Source organism: Streptomyces sp. NPDC054956 (assembly GCF_053609185.1).
The window spans coordinates 1-26516 of record NZ_JBSGXB010000078.1 but is presented as its reverse complement, the minus strand read 5'-3'; the positions used below and the strand labels follow the sequence as shown (position 1 = coordinate 26516).

General features: G+C 70.3%; 22 protein-coding genes and 2 pseudogenes. 10 read left to right on the top strand and 14 right to left on the bottom strand.

Features of this window, described 5'->3' with window-relative positions:
- The 7 genes and pseudogenes from ACWGDE_RS15485 to dnaA (ACWGDE_RS15455) all read right to left on the bottom strand — a co-directional run.
- The coding region (locus ACWGDE_RS15485; protein WP_453389496.1) for an ATP-binding protein at window positions 1–1142 on the bottom strand (1142 nt) is incomplete at its 3' end.
- Between the two features lie 402 nt (window positions 1143–1544).
- A complete protein-coding gene (locus ACWGDE_RS15480) occupies window positions 1545–2048 on the bottom strand; it encodes a DUF721 domain-containing protein (protein WP_453389497.1) in 504 nt (167 codons plus the stop codon).
- Window positions 2049–2095: 47 nt separating this feature from the next.
- Window positions 2096–3232, bottom strand: a complete 1137-nt coding sequence (gene recF / locus ACWGDE_RS15475) for a DNA replication/repair protein RecF (protein WP_453389495.1) — start codon at window positions 3230–3232, stop codon at window positions 2096–2098.
- A gap of 142 nt (window positions 3233–3374) precedes the next feature.
- Window positions 3375–4250 carry a phosphogluconate dehydrogenase (NAD(+)-dependent, decarboxylating) gene (gene gnd, locus ACWGDE_RS15470; RefSeq protein ID WP_453389494.1) on the bottom strand — a complete coding sequence of 292 codons (876 nt, stop codon included), beginning with the start codon at window positions 4248–4250 and terminating at the stop codon, window positions 3375–3377.
- Between the two features lie 213 nt (window positions 4251–4463).
- Entirely contained in the window at window positions 4464–5594 is a 1131-nt protein-coding gene (gene dnaN, locus ACWGDE_RS15465; protein ID WP_422463570.1) for a DNA polymerase III subunit beta, read from the bottom strand.
- Window positions 5595–6528: 934 nt separating this feature from the next.
- Window positions 6529–7923 (bottom strand): annotated as a pseudogene (dnaA, locus tag ACWGDE_RS15460) (chromosomal replication initiator protein DnaA); the annotation flags it as partial.
- 92 nt (window positions 7924–8015) lie between these two features.
- Window positions 8016–8325 (bottom strand): annotated as a pseudogene (gene dnaA, locus ACWGDE_RS15455) (chromosomal replication initiator protein DnaA); the annotation flags it as partial.
- A gap of 360 nt (window positions 8326–8685) precedes the next feature.
- Here dnaA (ACWGDE_RS15455) and rpmH point away from each other — a divergent pair.
- The 9 genes from rpmH (at window position 8686) to ACWGDE_RS15410 (ending at window position 15169) form a co-directional block, all read left to right on the top strand.
- Window positions 8686–8823: a 50S ribosomal protein L34 gene (rpmH, locus tag ACWGDE_RS15450; RefSeq protein ID WP_008741645.1), complete on the top strand. Its 138-nt coding sequence runs from the start codon at window positions 8686–8688 to the stop codon at window positions 8821–8823.
- A 22-nt stretch (window positions 8824–8845) separates the two neighbouring features.
- Window positions 8846–9220: a ribonuclease P protein component gene (rnpA, locus tag ACWGDE_RS15445; protein ID WP_453389493.1), complete on the top strand. Its 375-nt coding sequence runs from the start codon at window positions 8846–8848 to the stop codon at window positions 9218–9220.
- A complete protein-coding gene (yidD, locus tag ACWGDE_RS15440; protein WP_075970728.1) occupies window positions 9217–9498 on the top strand; it encodes a membrane protein insertion efficiency factor YidD in 282 nt (93 codons plus the stop codon). Before rnpA ends, yidD begins: the two co-directional genes overlap by 4 nt.
- 3 nt (window positions 9499–9501) lie before the next feature.
- Window positions 9502–10605: a membrane protein insertase YidC gene (yidC, locus tag ACWGDE_RS15435; RefSeq protein WP_453389492.1), complete on the top strand. Its 1104-nt coding sequence runs from the start codon at window positions 9502–9504 to the stop codon at window positions 10603–10605.
- A gap of 15 nt (window positions 10606–10620) precedes the next feature.
- The gene (locus ACWGDE_RS15430) at window positions 10621–11130 is read left to right on the top strand and encodes a Jag family protein (RefSeq protein WP_453389491.1); all 510 of its coding nucleotides are present in this window, start codon (window positions 10621–10623) and stop codon (window positions 11128–11130) included.
- Between the two features lie 139 nt (window positions 11131–11269).
- Window positions 11270–11980 carry a 16S rRNA (guanine(527)-N(7))-methyltransferase RsmG gene (rsmG, locus tag ACWGDE_RS15425; protein ID WP_453389490.1) on the top strand — a complete coding sequence of 237 codons (711 nt, stop codon included), beginning with the start codon at window positions 11270–11272 and terminating at the stop codon, window positions 11978–11980.
- Between the two features lie 274 nt (window positions 11981–12254).
- Window positions 12255–13346 (top strand): ParA family protein, encoded by a 1092-nt coding sequence (locus ACWGDE_RS15420; protein WP_453389489.1) that lies wholly within the window; start codon window positions 12255–12257, stop codon window positions 13344–13346.
- On the top strand, window positions 13343–14434 hold the full coding sequence (locus tag ACWGDE_RS15415; RefSeq protein ID WP_453389488.1) for a ParB/RepB/Spo0J family partition protein: 1092 nt from the start codon (window positions 13343–13345) through the stop codon (window positions 14432–14434). Before ACWGDE_RS15420 ends, ACWGDE_RS15415 begins: the two co-directional genes overlap by 4 nt.
- A 117-nt stretch (window positions 14435–14551) precedes the next feature.
- The gene (locus ACWGDE_RS15410) at window positions 14552–15169 is read left to right on the top strand and encodes a GNAT family N-acetyltransferase (RefSeq protein WP_453389487.1); all 618 of its coding nucleotides are present in this window, start codon (window positions 14552–14554) and stop codon (window positions 15167–15169) included.
- Between the two features lie 73 nt (window positions 15170–15242).
- On the opposite strand, the gene trxA is transcribed toward ACWGDE_RS15410, so the two are convergent.
- From trxA to ACWGDE_RS15375, 7 genes are all read right to left on the bottom strand, one after another.
- On the bottom strand, window positions 15243–15587 hold the full coding sequence (gene trxA / locus ACWGDE_RS15405; protein ID WP_453389486.1) for a thioredoxin: 345 nt from the start codon (window positions 15585–15587) through the stop codon (window positions 15243–15245).
- A gap of 54 nt (window positions 15588–15641) precedes the next feature.
- A complete protein-coding gene (gene trxB / locus ACWGDE_RS15400; protein ID WP_453389485.1) occupies window positions 15642–16601 on the bottom strand; it encodes a thioredoxin-disulfide reductase in 960 nt (319 codons plus the stop codon).
- A 129-nt stretch (window positions 16602–16730) separates the two neighbouring features.
- A complete protein-coding gene (locus ACWGDE_RS15395; RefSeq protein ID WP_453389484.1) occupies window positions 16731–17675 on the bottom strand; it encodes an anti-sigma factor family protein in 945 nt (314 codons plus the stop codon).
- Entirely contained in the window at window positions 17672–18373 is a 702-nt protein-coding gene (gene sigM, locus ACWGDE_RS15390) for an RNA polymerase sigma factor SigM (RefSeq protein ID WP_453389483.1), read from the bottom strand. The genes ACWGDE_RS15395 and sigM overlap by 4 nt, the downstream gene beginning before the upstream one ends.
- Before the next feature lie 26 nt (window positions 18374–18399).
- The gene (locus tag ACWGDE_RS15385) at window positions 18400–20118 is read right to left on the bottom strand and encodes a protein kinase family protein (RefSeq protein ID WP_453389482.1); all 1719 of its coding nucleotides are present in this window, start codon (window positions 20116–20118) and stop codon (window positions 18400–18402) included.
- 117 nt (window positions 20119–20235) lie between these two features.
- Window positions 20236–22413, bottom strand: coding sequence for a murein biosynthesis integral membrane protein MurJ (gene murJ, locus ACWGDE_RS15380; protein ID WP_453389481.1), 2178 nt, complete (start codon window positions 22411–22413; stop codon window positions 20236–20238).
- Between the two features lie 46 nt (window positions 22414–22459).
- Window positions 22460–24730, bottom strand: a complete 2271-nt coding sequence (locus ACWGDE_RS15375; RefSeq protein ID WP_453389480.1) for a DUF6049 family protein — start codon at window positions 24728–24730, stop codon at window positions 22460–22462.
- Between the two features lie 186 nt (window positions 24731–24916).
- Between ACWGDE_RS15375 and ACWGDE_RS15370 the strand changes: the two genes are divergently transcribed.
- The gene (locus tag ACWGDE_RS15370; protein ID WP_453389479.1) at window positions 24917–26383 is read left to right on the top strand and encodes a CCA tRNA nucleotidyltransferase; all 1467 of its coding nucleotides are present in this window, start codon (window positions 24917–24919) and stop codon (window positions 26381–26383) included.
- Window positions 26384–26516: the final 133 nt, after the last annotated feature.

Genomic DNA, 26516 nt, shown 5'->3' with positions numbered 1-26516 from the left:
TGGCCCTCGAACTGCGGCTCGCCCAGCTTCACCGAGATGATCGCGGTCAGACCCTCGCGGATGTCCTCGCCGGCGAGGTTGTCGTCCTTCTCGCGCAGGAACTTCTTCTCGCGCGCGTACCGGTTGACCAGACCCGTCATCGCCGCGCGGAAGCCCTCTTCGTGGGTACCGCCCTCGTGCGTGTGGATCGTGTTCGCGAAGGAGTAGACGCCCTCGGTGTACTGCGAGTTCCACTGCATCGCGATCTCGACCGAGAGCATGCGCTCCTTGTCCTCGGCCTCGACGTCGATGACGGTCGGGTGGATCAGCTCGCCCTTGCGCGCGTTCAGGTACTTCACGAAGTCGACGATGCCGCCCTCGTAGTGGTACTTGACCGTGCGCGCCTGCTGGTCGTCGGTCTCCTCGGCGGTGTCCGCGCCCATCGTGGCCTTCGCCGACTCGCGCTCGTCCGTCAGCGAGAGGGTCAGGCCCTTGTTGAGGAAGGCCATCTCCTGGAAGCGGCGCGAGAGCGTCTCGAAGGAGTACTCGGTCGTCTCGAAGATGTCGCCGTCGGCCCAGAAGGTGACCGAGGTGCCCGTCTCGGACGTCTCCTCGTTCTTGGCGAGGGCGGCCGTCGGGACACCGAGCTTGTAGTCCTGGGTCCAGCGGTGGCCGTCGGTCTTGACCTCGACCGCGACCTTGGTCGACAGGGCGTTCACGACGGAGACGCCGACGCCGTGCAGACCGCCGGAGACGGCGTAGCCGCCGCCGCCGAACTTGCCGCCCGCGTGCAGGACCGTCAGCACGACCTCGACGGCCGGCTTCCCCTCGGACGGCACGATGCCGACCGGGATGCCTCGGCCGTTGTCGACCACGCGCACGCCGCCGTCGGCGAGGATCGTCACGTCGATGGTGTCCGCGTGCCCGGCCAGGGCCTCGTCGACCGAGTTGTCGACCACCTCGTAGACGAGGTGGTGGAGCCCGCGCTCACCGGTCGAGCCGATGTACATGCCGGGCCGCTTGCGGACCGCGTCCAGGCCCTCGAGGACCTGGATGGCACTGGCGTCGTACGAGGAAGTGACCTCGCCGTTCTGGCCGACTGTGGACTGGTTGTCGTTGGGGTTGCCGGAATCGGCCACGAAGCGCCCTTTCTGGCACAGCACAGGCCGTACTCCGGGCCGGCATGCATGCAAGCGGGAGCGGCTGCGTCGATCTGCGTTTGTCAGCGGTGGTCAGCTTTACTCGACTGAATCCCGCGCGTGCGCGGGATTCTCGTTCAGTCTACCGGTATCACCCCCATGAATGGGCGTTTGCCGGTGCCTGAGTCCTCATGTGCCGCCCTGAAACATCGCTCTCCGACTCCCCATATCCAGGGAGGGGCCCAAAGAGGCTCACACGGGCATTGAGCGCTTCGGGCTGTCAACCTCCCGCTACCGTGAGGGACGCCACCCGCAGCCGGCCGCACCGGGCGTACCCGGGGTCACTGGTCACTCGTACGGCCCCTCGCGCGGGCCTGGCGCGAAACCGGGCCGGGGCAGTGCGGGGGGGCCTGGGGGAGGCCCCGGTCACCCGTAGGTGTCGCCCGGCCCCGTACTGCCCGGGGCGCGCAACGGCCCGTACCGCTTCGGCCCGCCGCCCGGACCGTGCACCTTGATCAGCCGGACCGTGCCCTGCCCCAGGTCCGCGTTGAGCCGCGCCACCAGCTGCGGGGCCAGCAGCTTGAGCTGGGCCGCCCAGGCCGAGGAATCGCAGCGCACGACCAGCTCGCGGTCCTCGTACGTGGCCGGCACGCAGTGCGCCGCGATGTCCGGGCCGACGATCTCCGGCCAGCGTTCCATCACGCCCGCCACCGCCATCGGCATCTCCCAGCCGCGCTCCGTGCGCAGCCGGTCCAGCGCCGCCATCAGCGGCATCGGGTCCCGGCCGTCCGCGCGGGCGCCCGAGCGCAGGCCCTGCTGGCGGCCCTTCTTGCCCGTCGCCGCGTTGCCCCGGGCGCGCGCCTGCTCCCGCGCGGCCGCCAGCGCCTGGCGGGCCAGGTCCACGCCCGAGGGCTCGGGGGTCTTGCGCACGAGCTCCCCGCCGCCCTGTGTCTTGTCGGCCCTGTCGGCCCTGTCGCTCACAGCCGGGTCACCTCGCCTCCGGACACCGCGAACCGCGTCCCGACCAGCACCCCGGGGACGTCGTCGTCGACCGCCGCCGTCACCAGCACCTGCTCGCCCGGCGCCACCAGCTCCGCCAGCCGCTCCCGGCGCCGCGCGTCCAGCTCCGCGAACACGTCGTCGAGGATCAGCACCGGCTCGCTGCCCTCCGAGCGCAGCAGCTCGTAGGAGGCCAGGCGCAGCGCCAGCGCGTACGACCAGGACTCGCCGTGGCTCGCGTACCCCTTGGCCGGCAGCTCGCCCAGGCGCAGCACCACGTCGTCGCGGTGCGGTCCCACCAGGGTCACGCCGCGCTCGATCTCCTGCTTGCGGACCTCGCCCAGCGCGCCCAGCAGCACCTCGTACAGCGCCTCGCGGGTGCGCGCCTCGCCCCGGTCCACGGCCTCGCCGGCCGAGGCCTTGTAGGCCAGGCCCAGCGGGCCGCCGCCGGGAGCCAGCTGCTCGTACGCCTTGTCCGCCAGCGGCAGCAGCGTCGCGATCAGGTCGAGGCGCTGGGCCAGCAGCTCCGCGCCCACGCGCGCCAGGTGCTGGTCCCACACGTCGAGCGTGGACAGGTCCATCGAGCGGCCGCCGTGCCGGCGGGCCATCGCCGCCGACTTCAGCAGGGTGTTGCGCTGCTTGAGCACCCGCTCGTAGTCCGAGCGCACCGCCGCCATCCGCGGGGAGCGCGCCGTCACGAGCTCGTCGAGGAAGCGGCGCCGCTCCCCCGGGTCTCCCTTGACCAGCGCCAGGTCCTCGGGCGCGAACAGCACCGTCCGTACGATCCCCAGCACGTCCCGGGGCCTGACCTGCGAGGACCTGTTGATCCGGGCCCGGTTCGCGCGCCCTGGATTCAGCTCCAGCTCCACCAGCTGCGAGCGTTCGCCCTGGGTGACGGCGGCCCGGATGACGGCCCGCTCCGCGCCCATGCGCACGAGCGGCGCGTCCGAGGAGACGCGGTGGCTGCCCAGGGTCGCGAGGTAGCCGATGGCCTCGACGAGGTTGGTCTTGCCCTGGCCGTTGGGACCCACGAAAGCGGTGACGCCCGGATCGAGGGGAACCTCGGCCCGGGCGTACGAGCGGAAGTCGGCCAACGAGAGATGCGAAACGTGCATGTGGCGCCGACCTCCCCCGGCTTCCTGCTGCTGCTCTGCTCTGTGGAGCTGTGGATCCACACCCTGTGGATCCGCGGTGCGCGGTCCGTCGTGTGCGGTCCGTCGGTCCACAGACCCTGTGGATCTGTGGACCGGTTGTGGATTACTTCTTCTCGACCGCGTGGCCGCCGAACTGGTTGCGCAGGGCGGCGATCATCTTCATCTGCGGGGAGTCGTCCTGGCGGGACGCGAAGCGCGCGAAGAGCGAGGCGGTGATCGCCGGCAGCGGCACCGCGTTGTCGATCGCGGCCTCGACCGTCCAGCGGCCCTCGCCCGAGTCCTGCGCGTAGCCGCGCAGCTGCTGCAGGTGCTCGTCCTCGTCCAGCGCGTTGACGGCCAGGTCCAGCAGCCAGGAACGGATGACCGTGCCCTCCTGCCAGGACCGGAAGACCTCGCGGACGTCGGTGACCGAGTCCACCTTCTCCAGGAGCTCCCAGCCCTCGGCGTAGGCCTGCATCATGGCGTACTCGATGCCGTTGTGGACCATCTTCGCGAAGTGGCCGGCGCCGACCTTGCCGGCGTGCACGGCGCCGAACTCGCCCTCGGGCTTGAGGGCGTCGAAGACCGGCTGGACGGCCGCGACGTGCTCCTTGTCGCCGCCGTACATCAGCGCGTAGCCGTTCTCCAGGCCCCAGACGCCGCCGGAGACACCGCAGTCGACGAAGCCGATGCCCTTGGCCGCGAGCTCCTCGGCGTGCTTCTCGTCGTCGGTCCAGCGGGAGTTGCCGCCGTCGACGACGATGTCGCCGGGCGAGAGCAGTTCCCCGAGCTCGTCGACGGTGGACTGGGTCGCGGCTCCGGCCGGGACCATCACCCACACCACGCGGGGGGCCTGCAGGCTGTCCACAAGTTCCGCGAGGCTGTGGACATCCGCGAGGTCCGGGTTGCGGTCGTATCCGATGACGGTGTGGCCGGCGCGGCGGATGCGCTCGCGCATGTTGCCGCCCATCTTGCCGAGACCGACGAGACCAAGCTCCATCAGGTGGTTCCTTAAGCGTTGTGGCCGTCTGTGCCGGGGTTCCCCCCGCTGCCCGGGGACATCCCTGGGCCGAGCCTACGCCGGGCCGCGGGCCCCGGCCCCACGGGCGCTCCGGGCGGCCGCGCGGGGCCGCGTACGAGGCCTCGTACGGGGGCTGTGGACGCCGTCGGGCCCGGCCCCGCGGGAAACGGGGGCCGGGCCCGACGGGACGGTTCAGCCGGAGAGGCGGACCGGCATGATCAGGTACTTGTAGGCCTCGTCGGCCTCGGCGTCGACCGCGGGGCGGCCGCTGAGCAGCGCCGGCTTGGTCGACGTGGTGAAGCTCAGCTGGGCGGCGGGAGAGTCGATCGCGCTCAGGCCGTCCAGCAGGAAGGTCGGGTTGAAGGCGATCGAGATGTCGTCGCCCTCCAGCTTCGCGTCGACGCGCTCCACAGCCTGTGCGTCGTCGGAGGAGCCGGCCTCCAGGATCAGCACGCCCTGCTCGAAGCTGAGGCGGACCGGGGTGTTGCGCTCGGCGACGAGGGCCACGCGCTTGACGGCCTCGACGAACGGGGCGGTCTCGATCACGGCGACCGAGTTGAACTCGGTCGGGAACAGCGTGCGGTACTTCGGCAGGTCACCCTCGAGGAGGCGGGTGGTGGTGCGGCGGCCGGCGCCCTCGAAACCGATGAGGCCCTCGCCCTGGCCGGAGCCGGACAGCGCGATGGTGACCGTGTCGCCGCTGGTGAGCGCCTTGGCGGTGTCCAGGAGGGTCTTCGCGGGCACCAGGGCCACCGCGGACGCCTCCGGGTCCTCCGGCTTCCACAGGAACTCGCGGACCGCGAAGCGGTAGCGGTCGGTGGAGGCGAGGGTGACGCGGTCGCCCTCGATCTCGATGCGGACACCGGTCAGCACGGGCAGCGTGTCGTCGCGGCCGGCGGCGATGGCTACCTGGGCGGCGGCGGAGGCGAAGACCTCGCCGGGCACGGTGCCGGTCGCGGTGGGCATCGTCGGCAGCGCCGGGTACTCCTCCACAGGCAGGGTGTGGAGTGTGAACCGCGAGGAGCCGCAGACCACGGTCGCCCGTACACCGTCTGTGGAAATCTCCACGGGCCGGTTGGGCAGGGCGCGGCAGATGTCGGCGAGCAGCCGGCCGGAGACCAGGACGGTGCCGTCCTCCTCGACGTCGGCCTCGACGGAGACACGGGCCGAGACCTCGTAGTCGAAGCCGGAGAGGGACAGCTTGCCCTCCTCGGCCTTCAGCAGCAGGCCCGCGAGAACGGGCACCGGCGGCCGGGCCGGGAGGCTACGGGCAGCCCAGGCCACCGCCTCCGCGAGTACGTCGCGCTCCACCCGGATCTTCACCGGAAACCGCCTCCTGCTGTTGCTCGCTCGTCTGCCGGCCTTCGTCGTCGGCTCGTCGATGCCTCGACCGATGCCGGGGACCAGTCTGACGTACGGCGCCGACAGTCGTCGCTGTCGGCGGTCAAGTCGGGAGCGAGGTGTCGGGGAGGGCGATCCACCGAGTTGTGCACAGGACCGGCTTGAAAACCGAAACCGGGCTAACTCTCTATGGGGGTAGTAGTAGGGCCTGTGGAAACGGTGGATAACAGTGTTTTTGCAGGTCAGCCCGCGTTTTTTATCCCCACACCCTGTGGGTGGAGCCGGTGGACAACCGGGGGTCTCTGTGGAGAACGAAAACTTCTGCACAGGCCATCCCCAGATGACCCCGACTACTCCACAGGTGTGTCCCCAGGTTTCCCCCAGTACTCCACAGCCCAAACGTCGACTTCGGTGTGACCGCTTTCACTCGGGGCGGTGAGAGTGGCCCCCTGGTTGCCGAACAGTGGACAACGGTGTGGGGAAGTCGTCTGATCCTGTGCACAGGACGCGGGAAGCTGTGGATCGTCGGTGGACAACGCGGTGGACGGACCTGTGGACGAAAATTCTGTCCACAGCCTGTGGACAGTCGTTGCTCACAATTCCACAGGGGTCTGACCAGCTCTGATGGTGCCTCACGCCTGGGCCCTGTGGACAGTCTTGTGGGTGGAGGAACCCGTCCCCAGGCTGTGGACGGAAGAAAGTCGCCCAATCTGTGGATGAGTTGCTCCATTGGGGGCGTATTCGAACAGGTTGGGGGCGCGCACATGAAGAAGGGCGCCCCCGAAGTGACCCGGGAGCGCCCTCTGGAAGCGTTTGGAGCGGCCTCACAGACGTCTCACAGACGCCGCGGAGAGGCCGCGGAGACGCCTCGGAGACGCCTCGGAGACGCCCGTAAGGCCCTCGCACCGCGCCGGCGTCAGCCGTTCTTGATGCGGTTGGTGAGCTCCGTTACCTGGTTGTAGATGGAGCGGCGTTCCGCCATCAGAGCGCGGATCTTGCGGTCCGCGTGCATGACGGTGGTGTGGTCGCGGCCGCCGAACTGCGCCCCGATCTTGGGCAGCGAGAGGTCCGTGAGCTCCCGGCACAGGTACATGGCGATCTGCCGGGCGGTGACCAGTACGCGGCTGCGCGAGGAGCCGCACAGGTCGTCCACGGTGAGCCCGAAGTAGTCCGCGGTGGCGGCCATGATGTCCGTCGCCGTGATCTCGGGCGCGCTGTCCTCGCCGCCGGGGATCAGGTTCTTCAGGACGTCCTCGGTCAGGCCGAGGTCGACCGGCTGCCGGTTCAGGCTCGCGAAGGCCGTGACCCGGATCAGCGCCCCCTCCAGCTCGCGGATGTTGCGCGAGATGCGGGAGGCGATGAACTCCAGCACCTCCGGCGGGGCGTTGAGCTGCTCCTGGACGGCCTTCTTGCGCAGGATCGCGATGCGGGTCTCCAGCTCGGGCGGCTGGACGTCGGTGATCAGGCCCCACTCGAAGCGGTTGCGGAGCCGGTCCTCCAGGGTGACGAGCTGCTTGGGCGGCCGGTCGGAGGAGAGCACGATCTGCTTGTTGGCGTTGTGGAGCGTGTTGAAGGTGTGGAAGAACTCCTCCTGCGTCGACTCCTTGCTCGCCAGGAACTGGATGTCGTCGACGAGCAGGATGTCCATCTCGCGGTAGCGCTTGCGGAACGCGTCGCCCTTGCCGTCGCGGATCGAGTTGATGAACTCGTTGGTGAACTCCTCGGAGCTCACGTACCGCACCCGGGTGCCGGGGTAGAGGCTCCGCGCGTAGTGCCCGATGGCGTGCAGCAGGTGCGTCTTGCCCAGACCCGACTCCCCATAGATGAAGAGGGGGTTGTACGCCTTCGCCGGCGCCTCGGCGACGGCCACCGCGGCGGCGTGCGCGAAGCGGTTGGAGGCGCCGATGACGAAGGTGTCGAAGAGGTACTTGGGGTTCAGCCGGGCGGTCGGTTCCAGCGGGCCCGAGGTGGACCCGCCGGACGGGGCCGAGGGCGCGGGCCGGCTGGGTGCCTGGCGCGCGGGCTGCTGCTCGTAACCCTGCTGCTCGTACTGGCGGGACTGGCGCTGCTGCTGGCCGTCGTATCCCTGCTGCTCGTACTTCTGCTGTTCGTAGGAGCCCTGGTCGTAGGAGGAGGGCTCGGACTGCTGGAGGTAGCCCGGCTGCGGGGAGGCGTACGGGTCGCGCTCCGGGAAGCCGCCGAGGCGGGGCTGCTGCCAGCCGTAGTCGTCCTGCTGGCCGCCGCGGGGCCAGGCACCGGGCTCGGGGCGCGGCTGCTGGTAGTCCGGATAGGCGGGGCGGGCGGTGGGAAGCCGTTCGTCGTCGGGGGTGCCGGGTCCCGTGTGGCCCCCGGGGCCGGTGTGACCGCCGGGGCGCTGACCCCCGTAGGGCTCGTAGTCGCGCGGGGCGGGTCCGGTCGGGGCCTGGGGCGCGGGCTCGCCGGCGGAGTCGTCCACGGTGATGGCGATCCGGATGGGGCGGCCGCACTCGCGGCTGAGGGCGTCGCTGATGAGCGGGGCGAGGCGGCCCTCGAGGACGCGCTTGCCGTATTCGTTGGGGACGGCGAGCAGAGCGGTGTCGGCGACCAGCGCGAGCGGCTGGCAGCGCTCGACCCACTGCTTGTCCTTGGGCTCGATGCTGTTCTGTCCCTCCCCGAGGAGCTTTTCGAGCACCCTTGGCCACACTGCGGCAAGATCGGCAGGTACGTCAGCCACAGAGCACGCTCTCTCAGAGGGGTCCCACGAATGTGTGGTTCTTTGGGACGGTCGGGACAAAAAAACCTGGGTCGGGCAACGGTAGTCAGGCCGAAGGGTACGGTTCAAGTCGTTGTCCACAGCCTGTGCACAGTGTGGGGCCCCGCCGCCTCGGTTTGACCGGATGGCGTAGCCGCGCGTACCGTAACGAGGTCGAGTTGTCGATGGCTGCTGCCGCCTGCCTACCGATGGGCGAAGATCACTGATTGTGATCGTTTAGCGGTGCCACTCGGGCGAACACGCGAGTTTCCTCTCCTCGTGGGCGCACGGTGACAGCCAGGCGATGTCCCGCCACAACGATTTATTCTCTGGAGCCCCCGAGTGAGCAAGCGCACCTTCCAGCCGAACAACCGCCGTCGTGCCAAGACCCACGGCTTCCGTCTCCGGATGCGTACCCGTGCCGGTCGCGCGATCCTCGCGAACCGTCGTGGCAAGGGCCGCGCCGCCCTTTCCGCGTAACTGACGGGCGGATCGTGACGTCGTGCTGTCTCCCGAAAATCGGCTGAGGCGGCGCGAGGACTTCGCGAGCGCGGTACGTCGAGGTCGTCGGGCTGGTCGCCCGCTCCTCGTCGTCCACCTACGTACAAGCGGTGCAACGGACCCGCACGAGTCGGGGGAGATCGATCCCTCGACGCGTGCGGGTTTCGTCGTCAGCAAGGCTGTCGGCGGCGCCGTCGTACGCACCCGGGTCAAGCGCCGGCTGCGCCATCTCGTTCGGGAGCGGCTGTCCCAGCTGCCCGAAGGTAGCCTGGTGGTGGTCCGGGCTCTGCCCGGAGCGGGTGATGCCGGCTACGACGACCTGGCCCGGGACCTGGATGCCGCACTGCTGCGGCTCTTGGGAGGCGAGGCTCGATGAAGTACCCGCTGCTCGCATTGATCAAGCTGTACCAGTGGACCATCAGTCCGCTGCTCGGGCCGGTGTGCCGCTACTACCCCTCGTGCTCGCACTACGGGTACACGGCCATCGACCGGCATGGTGCGGTGAAGGGGACGGTTCTGACCGCCTGGCGGATCCTGCGGTGCAATCCGTGGTCCCCGGGCGGTGTGGATCATGTCCCACCTCGGAAACGCCCGCGTTGGCACGAGCAGCTGCGCAGTGCGTTGCGTAGATCTCGCAATGCTCAAGGAGCCTGATTAGTGGACACGATTGCCAGTCTGTTCAGCTTTATTACCACGCCCGTCTCGTGGATCATCGTCCAGTTCCACAAGGTGTACGGCGCCATGTTCGGCGCCGACAGTGGATGGGCCTGGGGCCTGTCCATCGTGTCGCTGGTGATCCTGATCCGCATCTGCCTGATCCCGCTCTTCGTGAAGCAGATCAAGGCGACGCGGGGCATGCAGGCGATCCAGCCGAAGATGAAGGCGATCCAGGAGCGCTACAAGAACGATAAGCAGCGCCAGTCCGAAGAGATGATGAAGCTGTACAAGGAGACGGGTACCAACCCGCTCTCCTCGTGCCTTCCCATCCTGGCGCAGTCCCCGTTCTTCTTCGCGCTCTACCACGTGCTCGCAGGCATCGCCAACGGCAAGCCGATCGGCGAGATCGACGGCCCGCTCCTGGAGAGCGCCCGTAACGCGCACATCTTCGGCGCCCCGCTGGCGTCCAAGTTCACGGACGGCGCCGACAAGGTCGCCCTGCTGGGTGCCTCGATCACCGATGTGCGTGTCGTCACCGCCATCATGATCATCCTGATGTCGCTGTCGCAGTTCTACACGCAGCGCCAGCTGATGCAGAAGAACGTCGACCTCTCGGTCAAGACGCCGTTCATGCAGCAGCAGAAGATGCTGATGTACATCTTCCCGCTGATCTTCGCCTTCATGGGCATCAACTTCCCCGTCGGTGTTCTCGTCTACTGGCTGACCACGAACCTGTGGACCATGGGTCAGCAGATGTACGTGATCAACCAGAACCCGACCCCGGGCAGCAAGGCCCAGGATCAGTACCTGACGCGTCTGCTGAAGCAGGTCTCCTCGCACGGCGCGATCAAGGGCCGGAGCAAGAAGAAGATCGTCGCGGCGATCGTGGCCAAGGGGTCGGACCGCAACGACAACGAGCGCAAGTTCATCAGCGCGCTGTCCAAGCAGGGCATGGCAGCCCAGGAGGACGGCTCCGTGGTGAAGAGCGTCGAGCCGACCGTCGACGCCGACGCGGCGAGCAGCGGCACCCAGAAGCGCCAGCAGCCCAAGCGGCAGTCGAAGTCCCAGCGTCAGACGCCCCCCAGCAAGCCCTCCAAGAAGTAAGAAGGAGTCCCTCCCGTGACGGAAGGCACCACCACCGCCGCCGCTGAGAGTGGCGACACCCTGACCCGCCTCGAGCAGGAGGGTGAGATCGCGGCCGACTACCTCGAGGGTCTGCTGGACATCGCCGACCTGGACGGCGACATCGACATGGACGTCGAGGCCGACCGCGCCTCGGTCTCCATCGTCAGCGAGTCCGCGCGCGATCTGCAGAAGCTCGTGGGCCGCGACGGAGAGGTGCTGGAGGCTCTGCAGGAGCTGACCCGCCTCGCCGTGCACCGCGAGACCGGGGACCGCAGCCGGCTGATGCTGGACATCGGCGGGTTCCGGGCGAAGAAGCGCGAGGAGCTGACGGCGCTCGGCGCCCAGGCCGCGGCGGACGTGAAGGCGTCCGGCGAGCCCCTGAAGCTGGCGCCGATGACCCCCTTCGAGCGCAAGGTCGTCCACGACGCCGTGGCGGCCGCCGGTCTGCGCAGCGAGTCCGAGGGCGAGGAGCCGCAGCGCTTCGTCGTCGTGCTCCCGGCCTGACCGGAACCTTGAGTGTTCGGCCCCGTCTGTCTCGCAGGCGGGGCCGATGTTTGTCAGCCTGGCAGTGACGACGTGGTTTTTGACAACCATGCGGTACGGAAGGACGGTCCCCGTGACGGAGGCAGCTGAGCTTCCCCCGATGCCTGAAGAAGCGCCCCCGGCACCCGAAGAGGCGCGCGCGGTGTTCGGTGAGTTTTTCCCGGAAGCTGTGAAGTACGTGGAGCTGCTGGCGGACGCGGGCGTGAAGCGGGGCCTGATCGGGCCGCGTGAGGTGCCGCGGCTGTGGGAGAGGCACCTGCTGAACTGCGCCGTGCTCTCCGAGGTGGTGCCCGAGGGCGTCACCGTATGCGACGTGGGCTCGGGCGCCGGTCTCCCCGGCATCCCGCTGGCCCTGGTGCGCCGTGACCTGAAGATCACGCTGCTGGAGCCGTTGCTGCGCCGTACGAACTTCCTCCAGGAAGCCGTGGAGCTGCTGGGGCTCGACCACGTGACGGTGGTGCGCGGGCGGGCCGAGGAGGTCCTCGGCAAGCTCCAGCCGGTGCACGTGGTGACGGCGCGGGCCGTGGCTCCGCTGGACCGCCTCGCCGGTTGGGGCGTGCCCCTGCTGCGCCCGTACGGCGAGATGCTGGCGCTCAAGGGCGACACCGCCGAGGAGGAGCTGGTGGCGGCGAAGGCCGCTCTGACCAAGCTCGGTGTGGTGAAGACCTCGGTGCTGCACGTGGGCGAGGGCGTCGTCGACCCCCTGTCCACGGTGGTACGGGTCGAGGTGGGCGAGAGCCCCGGTGGTGTGAGGTTCGCGGCGAAGCGGGCCAAGGCCGCCCGGGTGAGCCGTACCCGCCGGCGCCGCTGATCCCCCACTCCCCCGGTTCCTCCCCGGATCCGGCGGAGTTTTGGGGTGTGTTGAGCCCTATAGGTATGGATTTCGGAGTGTCGTAGCGGCCGGATGACTCCGTCCGGGCATCGTGTTTCACGTGAAACGTCGCTCTCTGCTGCACGGAATCATCAGCCGCGGTCGTGCGGCTGCGTCCCCCCGTCACCGCAAGCTCGAAGGGGGGACGGAGTTGTCCACATCGGTGGATTCATCCACAGGAGTACGGGCCCCGCTGGTTCGCGACCCCGGTGACATGGCAGGCTCTGTTCATCGCGAGCCTGATGCCGAGGAGAGTGACACCGTGCGGTCAGACGCCAACCTCGCGGGGCCGATGGCCGATCCGGTCCCCGGTCCCCGCTCTGAATCGCCGGGTGAGGATGTTTCACGTGAAACATCGGCCCCGCCGCTTGTAGACAACGAAGACACGCCCATCGGCCGAGCCGCGCAGATCGCGGTCGAGGCCCTGGGCCGTGCGGGTGAGGGCCTGCCCCGTCCCGCACAGACCCGCATCATGGTGGTGGCCAACCAGAAGGGCGGCGTGGGCAAGACCACGTCGACCGTGAACCTGGCCGCCTCCCTTGCCCTGCACGGTGCGCGCGTCCTGGTGGTCGACCTCGACCCGCAGGGCAACGCCTCCACGGCGCTGGGCATCGACCACCACGCGGACGTGCCGTCCATCTACGACGTGCTCGTGGACAGCCGCCCCCTGATGGAGGTCGTCCAGCCGGTCACCGACGTGGAGGGGCTCTTCTGTGCCCCGGCCACGATCGACCTGGCGGGCGCGGAGATCGAGCTGGTCTCCCTGGTGGCGCGGGAGAGCCGCCTCCAGCGGGCCATCCAGGCGTACGAGCAGCCGCTCGACTACATCCTGATCGACTGCCCGCCCTCGCTGGGCCTGCTGACGGTGAACGCCCTCGTGGCGGGTGCCGAGGTGCTGATCCCGATCCAGTGCGAGTACTACGCGCTGGAGGGCCTGGGGCAGCTGCTGCGCAACGTCGACCTGGTGCGTGCCCACCTGAACCCGACGCTGCACGTGTCCACGATCCTGCTGACGATGTACGACGGCAGGACCCGGCTGGCCTCGCAGGTGGCGGAGGAGGTGCGCACCCACTTCGGCAAGGAGGTGCTGCGCACGAGCATCCCGCGGTCGGTCCGCATCTCCGAGGCCCCGAGCTACGGGCAGACGGTGCTGACCTACGATCCGGGTTCGAGCGGTTCCCTCTCCTATCTGGAGGCGGCGCGCGAGATCGCGCTGCGCGGGGCCGGAATCCAGTACGACGCCCAGCACCCTCATCTGAGTGCGGGCCTGAACAACACGCAGAGCATGGCGGAGGGGATCCAGTGAGTGAGCGACGTAGGGGTCTGGGGCGGGGGCTCGGCGCGCTGATTCCCGCGGCTCCCCAGGAGAAGACGCCGCCGGTGATCGGTTCCGGGTCGACGTCTCCGTCGGCGGTACCGGTGCTGCCCTCCGAGCGGGGGATCGCGGCGGCACGACTGGCTTCGCTGGCGCAGGCCGATGTTTCACGTGAAACATCGGCGGCGATCGTGGCGGCGGGCGAGCCGGAGCCGGTCGCGGAGGCGGCCGCGGAAGTGGCGGGTGCGACGTTCGCGGAGCTCCCGATGGACTCGATCACGCCGAACCCGCGGCAGCCGCGAGAGGTGTTCGACGAGGACGCGCTGGCCGAGCTGGTGACCTCCATCCAGGAGGTGGGCCTGCTCCAGCCGGTGGTGGTGCGGCAGTCGGGTCCGGGACGTTACGAGCTCATCATGGGCGAGCGGCGCTGGCGGGCGTGCAGGGAGGCCGGCCTGGACCGGATTCCGGCCATCATCCGTGCCACGGACGACGAGAAGCTGCTGCTGGACGCACTGCTGGAGAACCTGCACCGGGCTCAGCTGAACCCGCTGGAGGAGGCCGCCGCGTACGACCAGCTCCTGCAGGACTTCAACTGCACGCACGACCAGCTGGCGGACCGGATCGGGCGCTCGCGTCCGCAGGTCTCGAACACGCTGCGCCTGCTGAAGCTGTCGCCCCCGGTGCAGCGCCGGGTGGCGGCGGGGGTGCTGTCCGCGGGGCACGCGCGGGCGCTGCTCTCGGTGGACAACTCCGAGGAGCAGGACCGTCTCGCGCACCGCATCGTGGCCGAGGGGCTCTCGGTGCGCGCGGTCGAGGAGATCGTGGCGCTGATGGGCTCCGAGAACCCGGGCGCGGTGAAGCCGAAGGGTCCGCGGGCCGGTGCCCGGGTCTCCCCCGCGCTGAGCGAGCTGGCGACGCGGCTGTCGGACCGGTTCGAGACGCGGGTGAAGGTCGATCTGGGCCAGAAGAGGGGCAAGATCACCGTCGAGTTCGCCTCGATGGAGGATCTGGAGCGCATCCTGGGGACGTTGGCGCCGGGCGAGGGCCGGGTGCTGGACCAGGGATCCTCCGGGGAGTAGCCCGGTGGCCTCGTAATCCACAGCCTGGGGGCGGGTCGTGCCGGTGGGAACCGGCGCGGCCCGCCCCTTTGCCTTGTTGCGGTTTCGGGTGATTCGAGCTGTGGATACGATGCGGTCATGGGTCGTCGGCTGGTACCGCTCACGCTGGACAACCTGTCGGACCTGCCCCGGCGTTGCCGGTCCTGTGTCTTCTGGGAGCTGGACCCCGTCAGCGGCGAGGCTGCCGTGAAGGCGGGAACGTCTGCTCAGGAGAAGGAGGCGTGGATCTCCGCCGTCCTGCTGGAATGGGGCTCGTGCGGCCGGGTGGTCTATGTGGACGACGTGCCCGTCGGGTTCGTCCTGTACGCCCCGCCGGCCTACGTGGCGCGCGCGACCGCCTTCCCGACCAGCCCGGTGTCGCCGGACGCCGTACAGCTCATCACGGCGTGGATCATGCCGGGGTACCAGGGGCAGGGCCTGGGGCGGGTGATGGTCCAGACGGTGGCGAAGGACCTGCTGCGCAGGGGGTTCCGGGCGATCGAGGCGTTCGGTGACGTCCGGTGGGAGCGTCCGGCCTGTCTCCTGCCGGCGGACCACCTGCTGGCGGTGGGCTTCAAGACGGTGCGGCCGCATCCCGTCCACCCCAGGCTGAGGCTGGAGCTGCGTTCCACGCTGTCGTGGAAGGAAGACGTGGAGCTCGCCCTGGACCGCCTGCTGGGCGCGGCCCGCAAGGAACCGGCGCTGCGCCCGCTGTGACCCGGATGCGCGAACGGGGCCGCTCCCAGGAGGTAGCGGCCCCGTTTCACGTGACCGTGTCGGACCCGGAGGGTCAGGCGACGGGCTTGATGGTGATGAAGTCGTCCAGGTCGCGCAGGATGGCGGCCTTCGGCTTGGCACCGACGATGGTCTTGGCGACCTCGCCGCCCTGGTAGACGTTGAGCGTCGGGATGGACATGACGCCGTACTTGGCGGCCGTGGCCGGGTTCTCGTCGATGTTGAGCTTGACGATCTCGATCTCGTCACCGTACTCGGCGGCGATGGCCTCCAGGGACGGCGCGATCTGGCGGCACGGACCGCACCAGGCGGCCCAGAAGTCCACCAGGACGGGCTTGTCGCTCCTGAGGACCTCGGCGTCGAAGTCGGCGTCGGTCACGTTCTTGAGGGTGCCGGCCACTGCGGCCTCCTTCTTCCTGCGGGGTGTGTGGGGTGTGGTGCTGCTTGCGGGGTGTCAGACCGTCGCGTGCGCCTTCTCGGCGTCCGCGAGGGCGGCGAGGAAGCGCTCGGCGTCGAGGGCGGCGGAGCAGCCGGTGCCCGCGGCGGTGATGGCCTGACGGTAGGTGTGGTCGACGACGTCGCCCGCGCCGAACACACCGGTGAGGCTGGTGCGGGTGGAGGGGGCGTCGACCTTGAGGTAGCCCTCGCCGTCGAGGTCCAGCTGGTCCTTGAAGAGCTCGGTGCGCGGGTCGTGGCCGACGGCGATGAAGAGGCCGGTCACGGGCAGCTGGGAGGTCTCACCGGTCTTGGTGTTGCGCAGGGTGAGCCCCGTCAGCTTCTGCTCGCCGTGGATCTCGGCGACCTCGCTGTCCCAGGCGAACTTGATCTTCGGGTCGGCGAAGGCGCGGTCCTGCATGGCCTTGGAGGCGCGCAGGGAGTCACGGCGGTGGACGATCGTGACGGACTTGGCGAACCGGGAGAGGAAGGTGGCTTCCTCGATCGCGGTGTCGCCGCCGCCGACGACGACGATGTCGTGGTCCTTGAAGAAGAACCCGTCGCAGGTCGCGCACCAGGAGACGCCGCGGCCGGACAGGGCGTCCTCGTTGGGCAGGCCGAGCTTGCGGTGCTGGGAGCCGGTGGTCACGATGACGGCCTTGGCGCGGTGCACGGTGCCGGCGGTGTCGGTGACGGTCTTGATCTCGCCGGTGAGGTCCACGGCCACGATGTCGTCCGGAATGAGCTCGGCGCCGAAGCGCTCGGCCTGGCCGCGCATGTTGTCCATGAGGTCGGGACCCATGATGCCGTCCTGGAAGCCGGGGAAGTTCTCGACCTCGGTGGTGTTCATCAGCGCGCCGCCGGCGGTGACGGCACCTTCGAAGACCAGGGGCTTGAGCGAAGCGCGTGCGGTGTACAGGGCGGCGGTGTAACCGGCCGGCCCGGAGCCGATGATGATCACGTTTCGTACGTCGCTCACGGGTTGCTTCCTCGTCTCTGCGGACTGCCTGCTGCCTACCGGGGGGTGGGCCGGTGTGAACTCTCACCCCACCCAACGGATCCTACGGCGCTTGCATTCCCGCCTTCTCCCACTGGGTCCCGCGGCGTCTCAGCTTCGGGGGTAGGTGCTGGTCAGCAACGGCTTTCCGGGATCGGCCGAGGGGGTGGTCACGCAGCCGGAGCCGACGAGATAGGCGTCCACGGCCGCCGGGTCGCCGGGGTGCGGCAGGACGAGGAGGAAGACATCGGTCCCCTCGTAGGTGCCGCGCTGGAATCCCAGGGGGCTCTCGGTGCGGCCGGTGGCCTTCTGGACGCAGGCGGGTACCGCCGGTGTCTCGCGCTCGGACGGGGCGAGCCCCGGGGCGGCCGGGGAGTTGTTGTCCACCCCGTACGTCTTGTTCTGCTCCCCCGAGTCGGTCTTCGCCCGGTCCCCCGTGGCGAGGAGCTCACGGACCTGGTCCTGGAGTCCCTGGGCCGTGTAGTCGTGCGCGGGGGACTTCGCGGTGGCGGCGTCGCCGCGGGCGGCCGTGTGCTGCGAGGTCTGGGGGCCGGAGACCAGGTTGAACAGCAGGATGCCGGCGGCGCAGGTGGCGAGCAGGCCACCGGCGAGGGCGATCCGGCGGCGGGCGCGGCGACGGCCGGGGCCGGTTGGGCCGGCCGGGTGACCGGAGGGCCGCGGGGCGGGGGTTTCCCTGAGCGGGGCGGACGATGTTTCACGTGAAACATCGGGGCCGGACCCCTCGGAGGCCCCGGGCCGCCGGGCGGGGGCGGCTTCCTCGCGGGGGGTGGTGGCGTCCAGGAGGGCTTCGGCGGCGAGGGCCGCGTCGATCCGGCCGGAGATGTCGGCGGGCATGCGGGCGGGCCCGGGGAGGGTGCCGAGCAGGGACCGGATCTCTTCCAGGGAGGCGCGCACGTCGGCGCAGAGGGCGCAGTCGCCGAGATGGCTGCGGACTTCCGCCGTGCGGGACGGGGAGAGGAGGCCCTCCGCCAGCTCGGAGATCTCCGAGACGTCGGGGTGCCTGATCGTGCCGGTCGTGTCGGTTGCGGGGCTCACGCTCGTCCACCTCCGCCCTTCACTGCGTTGGGGTCCGGGGCTGTGTCCCCGCGGTCTGCCGCTGGTGGGACGGTTGTCCCGGGTGTCCGGTTCCTTCCCCGCTCGGTGTCGGTGTTATCCCCGGTGGACGTGCGCAGATGAGTGAGGAGCGGGACGAGTTTCGCCCGGCCCCGGGCGCAGCGGCTCTTCACGGTGCCGACGGGGACGTCGAGCAGGAGCGCGGCCTCGGCGACGGGGTAGCCCTGCATGTCGACGAGGACGAGCGCCGCCCGTTGTTCGGCCGGCAAGGTGCCCAGGGCGGCCAGGAGCTGGCGATGGAGGTCCTGGCGTTCCGCGGGGGCCTCGGCGGACTCGTGGGGCTCCAGAAGGCGCTCCAGGCGCTCCGTGTCGTCGAGGGGGGACGTCCTGCGCGAGGCGGCCTTGCGGGCGCGGTCCAGGCAGGCGTTCACGGTGATGCGGTGGAGCCAGGTGGTGACGGCGGACTCGCCGCGGAAGGTGTGCGCGGCCCGGTAGGCGGAGACCAGGGCGTCCTGCACGGCGTCGGCGGCCTCCTCCCGGTCGCCGAGGGTGCGCAGGGCCACCGCCCACAGCCGGTCGCGGTGCCGTCGGACGAGCTCACCGAAGGCGTCGGGATCTCCGGCGGCGTGCAGCGACAGGAGTTCCTGGTCGCTGCGGCCGCCGGGTGCGGCTTCGTCCAACGGTGAGCCCCTCCCCCTGTCGTGCGTCAGCCCTTGAACGTCACGTCTGTGACGCTCTGCTTGTATCCGGCCTCGCTGTAGTCGTCAGCGGGGGCCTGAGGGAGCGCAGTGATCCACAGCAGGACGTAGCGCGTCTTGACCGGCGTCTCCGTGGTCAGATTCACAGCGGTGCCCGATGTGGTCGTGCCGGCGATCCTCTTCATGGAGCCGACGGATCCCTTGGGGGACAGCGAGTCGGTCGCGTAGAGCGCGAGGGTGGTGTGGTCACCGGCGAACCTCAGCGCTATCGAGGCCTCACTCACCTCGTGCTCCGCGCCGAGGTCGTAGACGATGCCGACCCCGTCCTTGATCTTGATCTGGGGGCCCTCGAAGAAGCGCTTGGTGCGCCAGAAGGTGGAGGCGTCCCCGTCGTAGGTCTTGGCGACCTCGCCGGCATTCTGCGGCGTGCCGTCCGGGTAGTACTCCTGAGCCCCGGTGATGGGGAGCTGCGCGGGACCCTTCTGCTCCTCGGCGTCGTTGGCATGGGGCTGGGAGTGGCTGGGGCCGTTGTCGCCACGGGTGCCGCGGTCCAGCAGTCTGTCGGCGAGCTGCCAGCTGCCCAGGCCGAGGGCGGCGATCAGCAGGGCCGCCACGCCCCACTTGAGGGCCCGGCCGGTCCGGCTCTGCAGGGGCGGCGGCGGGGGCGTGACGACGAGCGGCACCGCGGAGGCCATGCCGGGCGCTGTCGGCCTGCCGTAGCTGCCCTGCTGGTAGGTGGTGTGCTGGTACTCCGCGGGCGCGGTGAAGGTGGGCTCCGGCGGCCGGATCCGGGGCATCGCGGCGACGGCCTTGGAGAGCTCTTCCGGGGTGGTGCAGGCGGGTTCCTGACGGGAGGCGGTGGCCCCGTCGTTGGCCAGCGCGCGCATGGCGAGCTCGCCCAGGCCGCGGTGCACGCCGGCGCGCACCTGGTCCGGGGCGATCAGGCCGACGCCCTTGGGCAGGCCGGTGAGGCCGTAGGCGTCGTTCTCGTAGGGCCAGCGCTGGGTGAGCGCCGCGTACAGCAGGGCGCCGATGGCCTCGGTGTCCGCGCGCTGCGGGGTCTCGCTGGTGATGCCGCGCAGAGCGGCGTTCACGGCGAGGCCCCGGATCCGGTACTGGCCGGTGGAGGTGCGCAGTATCGCGCTCGGGGTCAGGCGCAGGTGCGCCAGGCCCTCGCGGTGCGCGGCGGTCATGGCCTGGGAGATCTGGCTGACCAGCTGGTAGGCCTCGTGCGGCTCCATGGGTCCCGCGGCGAGGACCGCGGTGAGCTCCGTGGCGTCGGGCAGCCACTCGTGGACCACGTAGACGAGGTCGTTCTCCTCCACGGCGTCGAGGACCTGGACGAACCGGGGGTCGCCGAGCAGGGCGGAGGAGCGGGCGGCGGCCAGGACCGCGCGGGCCCGGGCGTGGTCGGCGGGCAGCAGGTGGACGCCCACGGCCCGGCGCAGCTTCTCGTCCATCGCGCGCCAGCTGCTGAATCCGTCCACACGGGTGACGCACTCTTCGAGCCGGTAGCGTCTGGCCAGCTTGTGACCGCTGTGGAGTTCGGGAGCGGCGGCAGCTGCCGCGTTCTTGCGCTCGCCGTCCTTCTCGGGCACGGGTTCGTCCGCGGCTCGTCCGTTCTGGGTGTCCACGCCGTCGGCCGTGGCCTTGGCCGCCTCAGCGGCCGGCGGCTCGTCGCCGCCGTTGTCGGCCACGTCGACGGCAGCCGTGCTACGTTCCGCCACCGTCGTCCCTGCCTCCCCATCCGTTGCGCGCTGTCGCCCAGTCTGCGAAGCCATGCCAATTGTGCCCACAGTCCGGCGCTCTGCACGACACGCTGAGGAAGGGGATGGTTGTACGCATCAGCGTCCCAGGCGTCCGCGGACCATTCCGACCATCGCGTTGAGTTCTTCGATGCGCATCCGCTTGGCGGCGACGAGGAACACCGCCGCCAGGGCGATGCCGCCGGCCACCAGCGCGGTGAGGGAACCGAGGGCTCCGCTGCCGAGGAAGCGCAGGATCGCGAAGGCGACCGCGCCCGCCACGGCGGCGGCGGGTACGCAGGCCCCGATGAGCCGGGTGTAAGTGCGCCTGACGTGCGCCCCGTCGAGGTCGCCGCCGAGGCGGACGCGCAGCCGGCGCCAGGCGATGCCGACTCCCACGGCGTAGCCGAGTCCGTAGGCGGCGGCCATGCCGACGACGGCCCAGCGGGCCGGGAGGACGAGGAAGGCGACGGTGGAGATGCCCGCGTTGACGGCGGCGACGATGACCGTGTTGTAGAAGGGCGTCCGGGTGTCCTCGTAGGCGTAGAAGCCGCGCAGGACGACGTACTGGACGGAGTACGGGATCAGTCCGAGGCCGAAGGCCATCAGGATGAAGCCGATGTTCTGGGCGCTCTCCGTGCCGGAACCGGCGTAGAGCAGCCCGGCCATGGGGACGCCCAGCGCGAGGAAGGCGAAGGCGCAGGGGACGATCGCGACGGCCGAGGTGCGCAGACCGTAGGAGATGTCGTCGCGGACGGCGGCGGCGTCGCCGTCGTGGGCGGAGCGCGAGATACGCGGCAGGACGGCGGTCATGACGGAGACGGTGATGATGGCCTGCGGCATCTGCCAGAGCAGCAGGGCGTAGTTGTAGCCGGTGATGCCGGTACCGCCGTGGCCCTGCTTGTCGGCGACCTCGCCCGCCCAGGTGGCGAGCTGGGTGACGACGATCAGGCCCAGCTGGTTGGCGAGGACGAAGAAGAACGTCCACTTCGCCAGGCCGGCGGCCTTGCCGAGGCCGTGGCCCTTCCAGTCGAACCGCAGGCGCGGCTTGAAGCCGGCGTCGCGCAGGTAGGGAACCATCGCCAGGGACTGGACGACGAGGCCGAGCAGGGTGCCCAGGCCCAGCAGCCGGACGCCTTCGGGGGTGATGCCGGCCTCGGTGACGCCGGTGGTGGTGAATCCGCCGAAGGCCCAGATGAAGGCGCCGAACGTGGCGATGACGACGATGTTGTTGAGGACCGGTGTCCACATCATCGCGCCGAACCGGCCGCGGGCGTTGAGGATCTGACCGAGGACCACGTGCACGCCCATGAAGAACATGGTGGGCAGGCAGTAGTGGGCGAAGGCGACGGCCACGTCCATCCGCTGCGGATCGTCGGCGATCTTCTGCGACATCATGGCGATGAACAGCGGGGCCGCGAGGACGCAGATGGTGGTGACGGCGCCCAGCAGGACCATGACGAGGGTGAGCAGCCGGTTGGCGTAGGCCTCTCCCCCGTCCTCGTCGTTCTTCATCGCGCGCACGAGCTGCGGGATGAAGACCGCGTTCAGGGCGCCTCCGCCGACCAGGACGTAGATCATCGTCGGCAGGGTGTTGGCGACCTGGTAGCTGTCGTTGAGGGTGGCCACGCCGATGGCTCCGGCGATCACCAGGGTCCGCATGAAGCCGGTGATGCGGGAGACGATCGTTCCGGCGGCCATCAGCGCGCTGGACTTCAGCAGGCTGGAGGCGCGGCCGGCGGGCTTGCTCGGCGCCGGGGCGGCGACCGGCGCGTCCTCGGCGGGGGTGCGGGGCGCGGCCTCCTGGTCCCGGTAGAGGTGTGCGAAGGCGTCGGGCTGGGGCTCCTGGTCGGCGGCCTTGGTGACGAGGGAGTCCACGCCGACGAACTGCGTCGTGGTGGCGTGGTCGCCGTAGGGCAGGTGCCGGGAGGGGCCGTCCGGCTCGGGCGGCGGGGTCTGTGCCCACACGCGCGGGTCGGGGGCGTACGAGGGGGCCGCCGGAGCGGCGTAGAGCGGGCCGGGCTCCTGGAAGGTGCCGGGCGGCGGCGGGGGGTGCGAGGCGCGGTCGTAGAGGACCTCGGCCACCGGGTCCTGGGCGGACAGGTCCTGCGACCGGTACGGGTCGTAGGCGTAGGCGTCCTGGACATAAGGGTCGTGGTCCGGCGCGGGCGCGGGCGCGGGAACCTGCCCCGGCACCGGGGCGCCCGGGGCAGTGCCCTGGGAGGGCGCGGGCCCGCCAGTGCCCTGCGCGCGGTCACCTTCGTACGGCGCGTTCATCGAAACCCCACCTCATCGTCCCCAGGCCGACCGGCCACGGCATCGCTCAACGGTCCACTGTCTCACCCGTGCCGGACGGGTCCGCGCTTTGCGGTCCGGTGTCCGGGGACTCGTCACTCTGCTGCGTGTTCTCCTCCTCCTCGGCGGCGCGCGCCGCGACGCGCTTGCGGCTGGCGTACATCTTGACGCCGGCCAGGACCAGGAGGAGCACACCACCGGCGATGACGAGCATGACGGTGGGCGTCACTTCGGTGGCCTCGACGGTGAACTTGCGCGCCTTGCCGTAGGGAGCGCCGTCGGTGGTGAAGAGCTGCGCGGTCACCTCGACCGGTCCGCTCGCGGTGGCGTTGGCGGTGAACTTCACGGTCTGGCTGTGCCCGCCCTGGACCGCGACCTCCTGCTGGGCCTCACCGCTGTCGCCGAACATCAGGCGGGTCGGGTTGGCCGACTGCACGCGCAGGACCAGGTTGTGGGTGTCCTGGACGAGGCTGTTCTGGACGCTGACGGGGATCGTCGCGCTGTGTCCGGACAGGGTGGCGTCGGACTTGGGGATGACCTTGACCTTCTCGGTGAGGCCGATGAGGTACTTCTGCACCTGGTCCCGGTAGTCGCGGGCCGGGTCGGGGCGGTCGCGCCAGGAGGCGGACATCTCCCGGTTGGTGGTGTTGCCGAAGGGGATCTCCACGCGGTCGGGCGCGGTCAGGATCACCTTGAAGTGGTCGAGGGTGTTCTCGGTGCTGCGGATCTTCTCGAAGGCGGAGACCGGCAGTTCCTGCCTGCTCAGCGCCTCGGGGTACTGGCCGGCGCCCGGGACCTGCGTGGCGGCGCGCGGGTCGGGCGTCGCGGCCGCGGCCGCCTCCAGGTCGGAGGGCTGGGTCCAGCGGCCCGGCTGCAGACCCCGTATGGCGGCGGCCATCGTCTGCGCCTGGCTGGCGGACGGCATCCGCTGCGGGGTCACGACGAAGCTGCGCTGGTTGTCGGTCTTCTGCAGGTTCAGGGCGAGCGTGTGGGCGAGGAACCGCTGCACCGCGAGGGCGGAGTTCCCCGCGCTGAGCATGTTGCCCTGGAAGGCGGTGGAGAGCTCGGCGTCCGCGACCACGGCCGTGGTGCCCGCGCCGATGGGGCGGGCGGCCGAGGGGGTGTAGCCGAGGGCGCCGGTCTCCTGCAGGCTGTCGCTGCGGGTGAGGACGTTGTGGGCACCGGCCGAGGTGGCGACGTTGACGATCGACGGGTCGATCGCGCCGTCCACGGGCCAGGAGAAGTCCGTGGTCGCGGGGACGTGCAGGACCGTCTCGACGGCCTGCTTCGCCTTGTCGGTGGCCGGCCGCAGCTGGCCCAGAGTGCCGGAGACGTCCTTGCCGCGGTGGGCGAGCGAGGCGATGTCGGGGTCGGCGAAGGGCAGCGCGACGACCTTCTTGCCCTGGACGGCGGTCTCCAGCGCGCTCAGCCACTGCTCGGCGACGGCCTTGTTCTTGCCCTGGACGGTCCGGCCGTCGGCGGTGCGGATCCGGTAGCCCTTGGTCATGGCGTCGACCGTGTAGAGCAGGTCCGGATCGATGACCCAGGTGATGGGCAGGTCCTTGCCGAGCGCGACCATCTGCTCCAGGCGGCCGCCGGGCCGCAGCTCGTCGGCCAGGCTGTCGTCGAGGAACACCGGGGTCTGCAGCTCGTCCGAGCCGGTCTCCGCGGTCAGGTGCGTGGTGGAGATCAGCGGCCACACGTACGAGATCTGGGAGCGCTTGGCCGCCGCCTCCGGCTGCCAGGGCAGGAAGGTCCGCTGGATGCCGAGGACCTGCTCGTACTGGCGGCTCTCGGTCTCCCCCGACAGGGAGACGCCCAGCTGGTAGACGCCGTCCTTGTCGAGCTCCAGCTTGTTCACCGGAACCCTGAGCGTGAAGGGCATGGCGACCTTCGAGGGCAGCGAATCGATCTTCACGGCGAATTCGGCCCCCACCTCGGCGGGGTCGACCCCCGCCCGGAAGGCGCCGCGCTCCGCGGCCTCGTCGATGGAACTGCGGTCCCCCAGGGCCGGGCCGACCCGCAGGCCCACGTGCGCGTCGGTGATCTTCTCGCGGCCGTTGTTGACCACGGTTCCGGAGATCGTGAGGGTGTCGCCCTTGACCGGGGCGGTGGGCACGAGGCCGTCGAGCTGGACGTCCACGGTGGCGGCGGTCTCGGCGGCCTGGGCCTCGGGGGCGGGCGAATAGACCAGGGCGGCGAGCACCGGGGTTCCGGCGAGCAGGACGACCGCGCGCCGCAACCAGCGCTTGCGGGCAGGAGCGGGGGGCGCCCCCTGGATGTCTGCCGCCTCGGCCACGCGCTCCCCCGGTCCTTCGAAGTGTCAGTGGTCGTCGTTTGTGCGTCCACGCATGGTAACGAGGCCCGCTGTGCGCGAGTGCCGCGCCTTGCTCCACATGATCGGGTCCGGCCCGGAGCCGCCGCGGGCCGGGGTGGCCGCAAACGAGGGAGCTCCGGGCGGGCCGGGCACGTACCCTTTTCTGTTGTGCCGAACGCCAACGAAGACAATCCCAGTGTCCTGAGTCAGGGGCAGGCCCGCGCGGTGAGCGAACTGCTGCGGGTCGCCCCCGTCGCCGACGAGCTCGGCCGCCGTTTCCAGGAGGCCGGCTTCCGCCTCGCCCTGGTCGGCGGGTCCGTCCGCGACGCGCTGCTCGGGCGCCTCGGCAACGACCTCGACTTCACCACCGACGCCCGCCCCGAGGACGTTCTCAAGATCGTCAGGCCCTGGGCCGACTCGGTCTGGGACGTCGGCATCGCCTTCGGCACGGTCGGTGTGCAGAAGCACGCCCGGGTCGCAGACGACGACCGAAGCTGGCAGATCGAGGTCACCACGTACCGCTCGGAGTCCTACGACCGGACCTCGCGCAAGCCGGAGGTCTCCTACGGCGACTCGATCGAGGAGGACCTCGTCCGCCGTGACTTCACGGTGAACGCGATGGCCGTCGCGCTCCCCGAGAAGGAGTTCGTGGACCCGTACGGCGGCCTGGAGGACCTCGAGGCCGGCGTGCTGCGCACCCCGGGAACCCCAGAGGACTCCTTCTCCGACGACCCGCTGCGCATGCTGCGGGCGGCGCGCTTCGCCGCGCAGCTCGACTTCGAGGTCGCCCCCGACGTGGTGGCGGCGATGAAGGAGATGTCCGGCCGCATCGAGATCGTCTCGGCGGAGCGGGTGCAGGGCGAGCTGAACAAGCTCCTGCTCTCCGCCCACCCGCGCAAGGGCCTCGGCCTCCTCGTGGACACCGGGCTCGCCGACCACGTGCTGCCCGAGCTGCCGGCACTGCGTCTGGAGAGCGACGAGCACCACCGGCACAAGGACGTCTACGACCACTCGCTGATCGTGCTGGAGCAGGCGATCGCGCTGGAGGAGGACGGCCCGGACCTGGTGCTGCGGCTCGCCGCCCTGCTGCACGACATCGGCAAGCCGCGCACCCGCCGGTTCGAGAGCGACGGCCGGGTCTCCTTCCACCACCACGAGGTGGTGGGCGCGAAGATGACCAAGAAGCGCATGACCGCGCTGAAGTACTCCAACGACATGGTCAAGGACGTGTCCCGGCTGGTCGAGCTGCACCTGCGGTTCCACGGCTACGGGGACGGGGAGTGGACCGACTCGGCGGTGCGCCGCTACGTCCGCGATGCCGGCCCGCTGCTGGAGCGTCTGCACAAGCTGACCCGCTCCGACTGCACCACGCGCAACAAGCGCAAGGCGAACGCGCTCTCCCGCACCTACGACGGGCTGGAGGAGCGCATCGCCCAGCTGCAGGAGCGGGAGGAGCTGGACGCGATCCGCCCCGACCTGGACGGCAACGAGATCATGCGGGTGCTGGACGTCGGCCCCGGCCCGGTGATCGGCAAGGCCTACGCGTTCCTGCTGGAGCTGCGGCTGGAGAACGGTCCGATGGGGCAGGACGAGGCGGTCGCCGCGCTCAAGGAGTGGTGGGCGGCACAGGCCTGAGAAGGCCTTGCGGCGCCGGCGTCCGAGCCGGCGCCGGGGGGTGTTTTAAGTGGAAAAAACGCCCACCCCGGGGCCGGGGGTTTTTTGAGGGGTAAAAAGCCCCCGGGCCGAATGGGGGTGATATAAAAAAAAA

Coding starts and splice junctions, on each gene's coding strand:
- gnd (WP_453389494.1), bottom strand. CDS start 4,250: ATGGAGCTTGGTCTCGTCGGTCTCGGCAAGATGGGCGGCAACATGCGC.
- ACWGDE_RS15410 (WP_453389487.1), top strand. CDS start 14,552: ATGGGTCGTCGGCTGGTACCGCTCACGCTGGACAACCTGTCGGACCTG.
- recF (WP_453389495.1), bottom strand. CDS start 3,232: ATGCACGTTTCGCATCTCTCGTTGGCCGACTTCCGCTCGTACGCCCGG.
- ACWGDE_RS15420 (WP_453389489.1), top strand. CDS start 12,255: ATGGCAGGCTCTGTTCATCGCGAGCCTGATGCCGAGGAGAGTGACACC.
- murJ (WP_453389481.1), bottom strand. CDS start 22,413: ATGAACGCGCCGTACGAAGGTGACCGCGCGCAGGGCACTGGCGGGCCC.
- rsmG (WP_453389490.1), top strand. CDS start 11,270: ATGCCTGAAGAAGCGCCCCCGGCACCCGAAGAGGCGCGCGCGGTGTTC.
- yidD (WP_075970728.1), top strand. CDS start 9,217: ATGAAGTACCCGCTGCTCGCATTGATCAAGCTGTACCAGTGGACCATC.